We start from the raw sequence: 10082 nt of genomic DNA, 5'->3' as shown, positions 1-10082 counted from the left end.
TAACATTTTGATTGTCCATCCAAAAGCGCAAGCACTTATTACGGATGAATTGGGTTATCCGTATAGCTTCATTAATTTTTTGATATTGCTGCTTTGTGCCTTTGGCTTTAAATTCAAAAACAATCATTTTTTTATTACTAATTCGACCTGTTTTCAGTATAGTCTACTTTAGGGAATTAGTCAATCCCTAAGATTGGTAAAAATGAAACTACCCTCTCTCTCGATTAAGCTGCGCTTAATATCCCTTGGAGGGTGTTTAATTTTTACCCGCCTTACATCCCCACCCTGTAGAGGGATGGGGTATTACGGCGTTTTCTGATAAAATGTCAATCTTGAGTTTTCATTTTCCAACCTGGTTTGACTACCTGACGACTACGTGCAATTACCAAGGCATCATCGGCCACATCTTCTGTCACCGTTGAACCTGCGGCGATGTAGACATCATTCCCGATAGTAATAGGTGCAACTAGAACACTATTAGAACCGGTTTTGGTACGATCGCCAATAATTGTTCTATGCTTATTCACACCGTCATAATTAGCAGTAATTGTCCCCGCACCGACATTTACCTGAGTTCCGGCGGTCGTATCACCTAAATATGAGAGATGTGACACATTAGTGCGATCGCCCAATTGAGTGTTTTTCAACTCGACAAAGTTACCAATTCTACAACCTACACCCACATTAGCATGACCGCGTAAATGGGCATAGGGTCCAATGCGGGTATTATTCTGAATAATACTATCCGTGACTACAGAATATAGGACAGTGACATTTTCACCCAAGTTGCTATTTTCAATTAAACTCCCCGGTCCAATGCGACTACCAGACTTAATTACCGTCTTCCCACGCAAATGGGTTTGAGGTTCAATAATCACATCTGGCTGTAATTCCACAGTTTCATCAATAGTAATACTAGCAGGGTTAATTAATGTCACACCTGCTAATAACCATTTTGCCTGAATGCGTCTTTGGAAAATATCATTAGCCGTCGCTAATTGTAATCTATCGTTAATTCCCAAAATTTCTTGGTAATCTTGAACATCTACCGCCATTACCTTACCCACCTGAGTTACAGCGTCAGTGAGGTAATATTCTTTTTGGGCATTATTAGCTTGTAAATGTGGTAACATCTTAGCCAAATCTGGCCAACGAAAGCAGTAAATACCAGCATTTACCCGATCATTTTCTCTTTGAATAGGAGTGCAATCTTTATCCTCAATTATTTTTTGGACAATACCTTCACTATTACGAAAAACCCTACCATAACCTTGAGGATTTGCCAATTGTGCAGTCAGAATAGTACAGGAATTATGATTTTCTTGGTGAGTTTGTAAGAGAGCTTTCAGAGTTTCAGTTCGCAACAAAGGGACATCACCATTTAAAATTAATAAATCCCCAGTATAATCTTGTAAATAGGGAAGTAATTGTTGGATAGCATGACCCGTACCTAATTGTACAGTTTGTTCCACAAACTCCACGCCATGAATTGAATCAATAGCCGTTTTTACTTCCTGAGACTGATAACCAACAATCACTAATTTGCGTGAAGGTGAAAGGGGTTCAGCACTTTCAATAACGCGTTCCACCAAAGATTTTCCACCCAAAGAATGTAAAACCTTAGGCAGATTAGATTTCATTCTTGTTCCTTTTCCTGCCGCGAGAATTGCTACAACAACCATAATTAGCTATCAGTAATTTTGCGATAAATGCCTTTTTGACTTGCTCCCTTCCAGGCGATATCATATCAGTTAATCATCTGTAGTGGAAGTCCCAGAAAAATTTTAGATAATTCCCGCTATCACGACTGACGCAAAATACCTCTCCTTAAACCCCCTTTCCTTCGCGCTCTTCGCTCCTTCGTGGTTCATTTCTCCCCTGCTGACCATAAAACAAAAGACGCAGAAAACGGCTCTGTAGTGCCTCTGCGCCCGTACCCAGAAAAAACCCTTAAACCATCTCACCAAGCCTGTACAGTAGGCTGTGCTTGAGGCTGGAACATAAACAGAGAATAAACCACATCACGGCGGATATTCACCATCATATCCAAGAACAACTCATAACCCTCGCTCTTGTACTCAATTAGCGGATCTTTTTGCCCGTAACCACGCAAGCCAACGGACTCACGCAAAGCATCCATTTGTTGCAGATGTTCCCGCCACAAAGTATCAATGCGCTGAAGAATAAAAAAACGTTCCGCTTGGCGCATTAATCCTGGTTGAATCTGGTCAATTTGCGCTTCTTTGAGATCATAAGCAATTCGCGCTTGTTCATGGAGGAAAGCTTTAATTTCCAAAATTCCCATATCTTCCAACTGGCTAGACTGCATATCAGCCAGCAAGTAAACAAACTCTTTTACCTTATTCACCAACTTCTCCAATTCCCATTCTTCCGAAGGTAAATCAGGGTTAATGTAATAATCAACGATGTCGTCCATGGTTTTTGCAGCGTATTTGATCACCTGTTCCTTCAAATCTTCGCCTTCCAAGACCCGACGACGTTCCGCATAAATAGCCCGACGTTGGTTATTCATGACCTCGTCATACTCAAATACCTGTTTACGGATATCGTAGTAATAGGTTTCTACCTTTTTCTGCGCGCCTTCTAAGCTGCGAGTCAACATACCCGATTCAATAGGCATATCTTCTTCGACTTGAAATGCATTCATCAATCCAGCAACGCGATCGCCCCCAAAGATGCGTAATAGGTTATCCTCTAAACTGAGGAAAAATCTTGTAGTTCCGGGGTCGCCTTGTCTTCCTGCCCGTCCGCGTAATTGATTATCAATCCGTCGTGATTCGTGGCGCTCTGTACCAATGACGTGCAAACCGCCTCGTTCTACCACTTGATCATGTTCACTGCTGGTAAATTCTTCATATTCACGTTTAACCTGTTGGTAAGCCGCCCGCAATTTTTGAATTACCACATCATCCGTAGGGGCTTTTTCCGCCGCTACAGCCACTTTATCTTCTGCTTCCAACTCCGGTAAACTACGTTCGCCGTAAGCCTTGACAGCCGCCTCTACCGCCGCTTTTAAAAGCTGTTCTGTTTCCTTTGTTAATTGGGTGGGAAAAATTTCTGGAGAAGCCCGCCAAGTTTTCACCTTTTTTCCCGGTACAAAACCCTGTCCACCACCGCTACCACCTATAGGTAGTCCAGAAGCCCTTTGGATACCAAAATTATCATCATCTTCTGGTCTGACAATGCGAGGCATAAAGTATTCCCGCAGTTTCAACCTGGCCATATACTCAGAGTTACCGCCGAGAATGATATCTGTACCTCGTCCCGCCATATTAGTAGCTATAGTTACAGCCCCGCTGCGTCCAGCTTGGGCGATAATTTCCGCTTCTCGTTCTACGTTTTCTGGTCTAGCGTTCAGTAACTCATGGGGAATTTCCATTTCTTTGAGGAGTCGGCTGAGGAGTTCAGATTTTTCGACACTAGTTGTCCCCACTAACACAGGTCTACCATTTTCGTGCATTTCGGCACATTCTTTAGCGATCGCTCTCCATTTCCCTGATTCGGTTTTAAACACCATATCAGATAAATCTTCTCGTCTTCTGGGCTGATTTGTGGGGATAATTGTAACTTCTCGTTTATAAATCTTTTCAAATTCCACTTCTTCGGTTTTTGCAGTTCCCGTCATTCCCCCCAACTTGGGATACAGCAAAAACAGGTTTTGATAGGTAATGGTCGCTAGAGTTTGGGTTTCTGGCTGAATTTCTACCCGTTCTTTGGCCTCGATTGCCTGGTGTAATCCATCACTCCAACGCCTACCGGGCAATACCCGCCCCGTAAATTCATCTACAATCACAACTTCATCATTGCGGACAATATAATTGACATCTTTGAGGAACAATTCCTTAGCTTTAATGGCATTGAAGATAAAATGCGCCCAAGGGTCTTCTGGGTCAAATAAATCTGTCACACCTAGTTGATTTTCTGCTTCAGCAAAACCCTCATCTGTCAAAAGAACATTACGATCCTTTTCATTAACTTCGTAATGTTCATCTTTTTTGAGAGTAAAAGAAATTTCCGCAGCTTGTAAATATTTTTCCGTAGGTCTTTCCACCTGACCAGAAATAATCAGGGGTGTCCGGGCTTCATCAACTAAAATTGAATCTACCTCGTCAATGACGCAGAAATTAAATGGCCGTTGTACCACCTCGGACATGGAGGTAGCCATATTATCCCGCAGGTAATCAAAACCGATTTCGCTGTTGGTTACATAAGTAATGTCACAATCATAATTTTTCTTGCGTTCACTGGGGGTCATTGTAGACTGAATTAGCCCCACACTCAAACCCAAGAACCGATGTACTTGACCCATCCATTCCGCGTCCCGACGGGCTAGATAATCGTTAACAGTGATTACGTGGACACCCTTACCAGTCAAGGCATTTAAGTAACTCGGTAAAGTCGCTACCAAGGTTTTTCCCTCACCGGTTTTCATTTCCGCAATTTGCCCATTATGCAGAATAATACCACCTTGTAATTGAACATCAAAGTGGCGCAATCCCAAAACACGCCGTCCTGATTCCCGAACCACAGCAAAAGCTTCTGGCAAAATATCATCTAGGGTTTCACCCTTAGACAGCCGTTGTTTAAACTCGACGGTTTTAGCCTTTAACTGTTCATCAGAAAGCGGCTTAATATCTTCCTCTAAGAGGTTAATTTCTGTAATGTCAGGTTGGTATTTTTTAAGTTTACGAGCGTTGGGATCGCCCAACAAGAGTTTTAGCATGGCAGTTTATAGAATTAAATCAAGAAGGATGGAGATTCAAGCTTTGGCTATATGATTATAGACGTTTAATCTAACCCAGCCGCTTTGCTTATGGGTGGGTGGAAAATGAGAATTTACTCAAAAACCGAATTAAAAAACTGATCACTTATATACAATGAGTGGTTTTAATTATTATTTTAATATTGAAGCTGCCTAATCGTAACATTTTGCCGTGAGAAATTATGTTTCGCGCAAGGGCGCAAAGTAAGAGTTTAGAGGATTTGCACTGTGGGTACTGGTAACCAAAAATCCCCATACCAAGCCCATAGCCACACTTGAGGCAAAAATTACTAACATAACGATGAGTAGCTGGCGTTTTAGTCGTTGGTGGGATTTACTTTTAACTAAATTTGGCATAAAGTTGAGAGTGGGAATGTTTATTTATTTGTGAGCAGCGTGTAGGGGAAAAGTTGCTAAAATTTGATTAACTGTATAATGTTTGTTTTAATAATGTTTGTTTTACCATTGGATACCGAATCATGATTAACAACCTCTCAGATTAGTTGACAAATTTTGGTGTTGCTGATGCCATTTACTGACCAAAAAACATGAATCGCTGATGACAAAATTCAGAATTGTCTAACTTCCTACAGGTAAGAAAATCGTCAACACTTCGCCATTTTGAGGACGTTGACGGACAATCAACTTGCCACCAATTGCTTGAAATAAATGCTTAGTTGCAGCTATATTTAAAGTGATTGCTCCTGTTTCTGGTTGGAACATTAATAATTGACCTAAAGATTTACGAATTGGTGGTGTTGTCATGGAGCTTTGGGGATCTTGACAATTAAACTGAGGTGACAATTGTAATTTTAGTTGATCACCAGCGGTCATTACTTGGACTTGAATACAACTACCGGGAGGTAAACTGCGGGTAAAATTCTCCATTAAACCTGTGAGTACCCTGTCTAGCATAGCAGGATTACTAACCACCGTTGGCAGTTGCTTAGGTAAGACCACATTTAAAGTTAAATTACGGCGAGTTGCTGCTTGTTGCCAACGGGGAATACTTTGCTCTAATACTTGATCTAAACACATCGGTGTTAGTTGAGCATGGGCGGCCTGGGAAAATTTTGAGCCTAGGGGTTGTTGGGATAAGTTTTCTAATTCGGCTGCCTTAAATAATAACTCCATCCGGTCAATTTGATCAGTACATTCATGATCAATAACTTCTAACCGACTGATAACATTGAGGGGTAAATCCTGGCGTTTTAATAGCAACCGTGTCATCATCCGAATTGTTGTTAACGGAGTGCGGACCTCATGGGCGAAAGCTTGTAGTAATTCTACATCAGGACGAGATGGATGTTTTGGCGGTGGAGTAGGTGAAGGAACAGGTGATAAAGTATGGGTAACTTGTGGATTACTTTCTGAGATAGTTAATTCCTGGAGTAATAATTTACTAAATTGAATGATAGTGTGATACTCTGGTGCAACTAAAGGATAGTTTTGGACTTTAGTATCTAAATCAGCAAACAATTCTGGATTAGTTAAAACTACCCTAGAACCTAAAGATTGCCAAGCCTGTTGTACTATTTCTGGTTCAAAGGAAAATAAAAATTCTTTCTGACCAGATTCAAGTTCGGACAAAACCAGCACTAATCTAAATTTATCTGTGAATACTAAACAAAACTGCTCTGCTGCCAGGGGATCAGCCGGTAATAAAGGTAAAATAGATTCTTGGAAAGTGGGACTATCAGGAGAAATAGTTTCTATATTATTAATAATATTAATATTATTAATAATATTTAGATTCTGGGGGATTTCTGAGGGGATGATGAACGGCATCAAAGCCAAAGGGTTAAAAGGTTTTGCTGTAAAAGTTATTGTTTGTAAATGTTGTGTTAATTGTGGGTGACTAAATAAAGGCGCTGGTGCGGCTAATACCAAACCTGGGGTAGTATGGGGTAAAGTCGTAGCCAGGGACTGGAAAAAACCCAACAGCAGGTTTTCTGTGGCCGCGAGACTGACACGCCATTGATGTTCGGCCTTAGCCGTGGAACAGTCAGCCATAGGAGACTGACTTGAAGATAAAACTTCCTTGAGACTTGGCAAAATCCATTTGTACACAGGTTTTTGTCCCTTGATTGCAGAATTGCTACAGTAGCTAAGGGTGGCTAGGGATATCTTTGCACCTTATAATCATGGGATTATAGACTTTGGTGTGAAGAAGTCAAAGTGGTACAACCGAACAATTAAGGTGCAATTTCCTCAAGTTTCGACTTTTAAGCGTCAAGTCTCAGGTAACAGAGTGTAATTACCCATTATGAATCTGTTATTAATTAAAATAACCTGGCGGTTTCTAGTCGCCAGGGTACTGTTAATGAGTAGCTTGTTGGATTAAAGTATCTAACTCCTGCTGCATTTTGCTTCTAACTAACTCGTAACATTCATTAACATAGGTGCGATCGCTTGCGGCTTCTTTTCCATAGCGTGGGAACACAATCGGGGGACAAACCCTAGTATAGATAGATATGGGTAAAGGAATATTAGGTAATGGACCAAAAGCCAGTCCCCAAGGTAATCCCAGGTAAATAGGGAAAACTAAAGGATCAACCCCAAACAACCAAGGTATCCCCATGTTATGGAACTGTCGCATGATATCATATATATCAGCCACGACAATCAGGGTGTCATGTGAACCCCAGGAAATCGCTGGCACAATAGGGACATTTTCCCGCAGAGCTAACTTAATAAACCCCTGACGTTGAGCAAAGTAAATTTTATCTCGCATTGCATGGGGTCGAAACACATCCTCAGCGCCTCCAGGATAGACTAGGACACTAGCACCAGACCGCAAAGCCGTATAAGCCATTTTGGGATGCGCTCTGATTGCACCCGCTTTCATTGCCATTTCTGCCGCTGGTGGAAATACATCCCAAACTTTGGGGTGCATTAAACCATAAATCTGTCTTTCCACACCAAAGCGACGAAACCAGTCATATAACATCATTGATGTATCTGGAGATGCAAGTCCGCCATTATGAGAACCGACAACGAGAATTTTTTCATCTGGGACATTTTCCCAGCCACTGGTTTGGACTCGAAAGTAGAAGTTATATAACAAGCCCAATATGGGCATCATAGACTCGATGAACTTTGGATCTCGTTGATCCAATGACCACCCTGTATTAGTCTTTTGAAGATGTTGCAGTTTTAACATCAGGAAATTTGATCAGGATTTACACGGATGAAATAATCCGTTATTTTGCAGTTTTATCTAGCCTAACGTAAGCTTTCCAATATTTCCCGTACTCCGACTAAACATCCTCTAATACTACACAGGTTCTCAGTTTGGCAAATCACTAACTAGCTACTAACTTTAGTCTAACTAAGAGTATAGGATTTATGCAAAATGTGGCTGATAGCCCAGGTGGCGTAGCTATAAACGTTATTATATAGGTGGGGTAGCTCATGAATTACCCTACTTCTGCTCTGTTTTGGGTAAGTTCATTGACAAATTACGTTATCAACCTAAAGGGGTGTAGAAATAACATGAAGACTTTGAGACCATTGACAATTGTTCCCTTGGGGTTAGCAATAAGTTTATTGCTTAATGAGGCTAGTTTTGCCAAACCCCCAATTACTGAAATTAAAAATCCTCTCCAGATAGACCCAATAATTTTAACTGGTATGTCCGGGGGAACAGTTAACACTGATTGCGGGTATATTTCCACTACACCTAGTCAAGTGATTGAGATGACAGATTCAGTACCATATCTACAGTTAAGAGTAGAGAGTGAAGGACAGGCAACGCTATTGATTGATGGTCCAGGAGGGCGGTTCTGTGTACTTAGTAATGATGATCTGAAAAGTAAACCAAAACTCTCTGGTTACTGGACTAAGGGAAAATACTCAGTGTATGTCGGTGAATTATCGAAACAAAATTATAACTATACCCTTTCTATTTCACAACAACAACAAAAATAACAATTTTAGCTTTGTTACCGGATAAATTTTGTGGGGTGGTAATCTGGTCTGGGCAACAACTTAGTCAGTATCCTTGTGGATTATTAAGTATAATAGACTCACGCCAATCTTGGCTGAGGTTATTTGCAGCAATCAGATTATGAGAGTCTCAAGTTTTGGCAACAAATTGGACTCCTAACATGATATTGGTATTACAGTGACTCAATTTCTATGATAAGTTCACAAATGTTATGGGTTGTCCAAAGCTATTAATAGCAGAGATAACAGCCTAATACAGTCATTCTGTAGAAGGATTGTTTTTTGTCTAACCAACTCTTAATTACCTATAAATAGCATCGGACTCCACTGGAGTTAGAAGGTATGAAGGTAATTATGTCTCAACTATTTTCGGTAATGCCAAAATTTTGCCAACAATAATTAATGCTAATAGCTATTAGCAAAGACAAATCACCCATCAGTCATGAACAGTATAGAAATTTAGTATCGCTATCAAAACTTGTGTTAATGATCAAAATCTTGAAGGGGAAATATGTTTAGAAGACTAATTGGGGTTGTTGTGGTTACTATGTTGCTGACATTGCAGATGCTTGTCGGTAGTGCAACAGCGGTAGAACTAGATGAAGCTATCCGCACAGTACCATTAAATGCCCAGGGCGATACCGTTGTCCTCAGTTTAGAACAAGTCAAAGAAGGGAAACGATTATTTAATTACGCTTGCGCTCAATGTCATGCGGGTGGAGTTACTAAAACTAATCAAAACGTGGGACTTGAACCAGAAGCTTTAGCAGGTGCCTTACCCAACCGCAATAATATCGAAGGATTGGTGGACTATATGAAAAATCCCACCACCTATGATGGTGAAATAGAGATTTCTGAACTCCACCCCAGTATCAAGAGTGCGGATACTTTCAAAGTCATGCGAAATCTGACGGAGGAAGACTTGAAAGCAATTGCTGGACATATTCTCTTAGAACCAAAAGTTGTTGGTACAAAATGGGGCGGTGGTAAGATTTATTACTAACCATACCAGAATACAGTCAAATAATCAATAATAGAGCTTATGTGAATTAAGTGGAAAAAAACCTTGTAATTCCGTTGATAATTGCCAAAATCATCGTTTTGGGCAACTCTGGAAACCTAATAAAACAGCAAGAGTTGTGAAGTCACATATTACTCACATAAGGCATATAATACATAGTAAGGGTAGAATTACCTTGCCCTTACTTTTTGTAAATTTAGTTAAATCCCACATTCCGCACCCTGAACTGTCACAGATCAAAAAAGCAGAGATAGTAGTACATAATAACTAACGATCAATTAAAGAGAAATAAGCTTAATGAGAATACATATCATTAAAAGGGGGGTGGTG

6 protein-coding genes and 1 pseudogene are annotated in these 10082 nt (G+C 40.6%); 2 read left to right on the top strand and 5 right to left on the bottom strand.

Translation table 11 applies throughout. The features are described 5' to 3' along the window. From FFO06_RS22185 to FFO06_RS20250, 5 genes and pseudogenes are all read right to left on the bottom strand, one after another. Positions 1-127: pseudogene (locus FFO06_RS22185) on the bottom strand (RNA-guided endonuclease TnpB family protein); the annotation flags it as partial. Between the two features lie 199 nt (positions 128-326). Next, a complete protein-coding gene (gene glmU, locus FFO06_RS20270; protein ID WP_137909644.1) occupies positions 327-1682 on the bottom strand; it encodes a bifunctional UDP-N-acetylglucosamine diphosphorylase/glucosamine-1-phosphate N-acetyltransferase GlmU in 1356 nt (451 codons plus the stop codon). A 278-nt stretch (positions 1683-1960) separates the two neighbouring features. Continuing rightward, positions 1961-4744 carry a preprotein translocase subunit SecA gene (gene secA, locus FFO06_RS20265; protein ID WP_137909643.1) on the bottom strand — a complete coding sequence of 928 codons (2784 nt, stop codon included), beginning with the start codon at positions 4742-4744 and terminating at the stop codon, positions 1961-1963. Positions 4745-5362: 618 nt separating this feature from the next. After that, complete coding sequence (locus tag FFO06_RS20255) at positions 5363-6853, bottom strand: sensor histidine kinase (protein ID WP_137909642.1); 1491 nt, start codon at positions 6851-6853, stop codon at positions 5363-5365. Positions 6854-7103: 250 nt separating this feature from the next. Beyond that, positions 7104-7946 (bottom strand): lysophospholipid acyltransferase family protein, encoded by an 843-nt coding sequence (locus FFO06_RS20250; RefSeq protein WP_137909641.1) that lies wholly within the window; start codon positions 7944-7946, stop codon positions 7104-7106. A gap of 332 nt (positions 7947-8278) precedes the next feature. Here FFO06_RS20250 and FFO06_RS20245 point away from each other — a divergent pair, with 332 nt between their 5' ends. Then, positions 8279-8713: a hypothetical protein gene (locus FFO06_RS20245; RefSeq protein ID WP_137909640.1), complete on the top strand. Its 435-nt coding sequence runs from the start codon at positions 8279-8281 to the stop codon at positions 8711-8713. A 529-nt stretch (positions 8714-9242) separates the two neighbouring features. Further along, positions 9243-9734: a photosystem II cytochrome c-550 gene (gene psbV, locus FFO06_RS20240; protein ID WP_137909639.1), complete on the top strand. Its 492-nt coding sequence runs from the start codon at positions 9243-9245 to the stop codon at positions 9732-9734. Positions 9735-10082 lie beyond the last annotated feature (348 nt).

It is taken from the genome of Dolichospermum planctonicum, assembly GCF_005402965.1.
Taxonomy (GTDB): Bacteria; Cyanobacteriota; Cyanobacteriia; order Cyanobacteriales; family Nostocaceae; genus Dolichospermum; species Dolichospermum planctonicum.
This window is presented reverse-complemented; position numbering and strand designations above follow the sequence as displayed.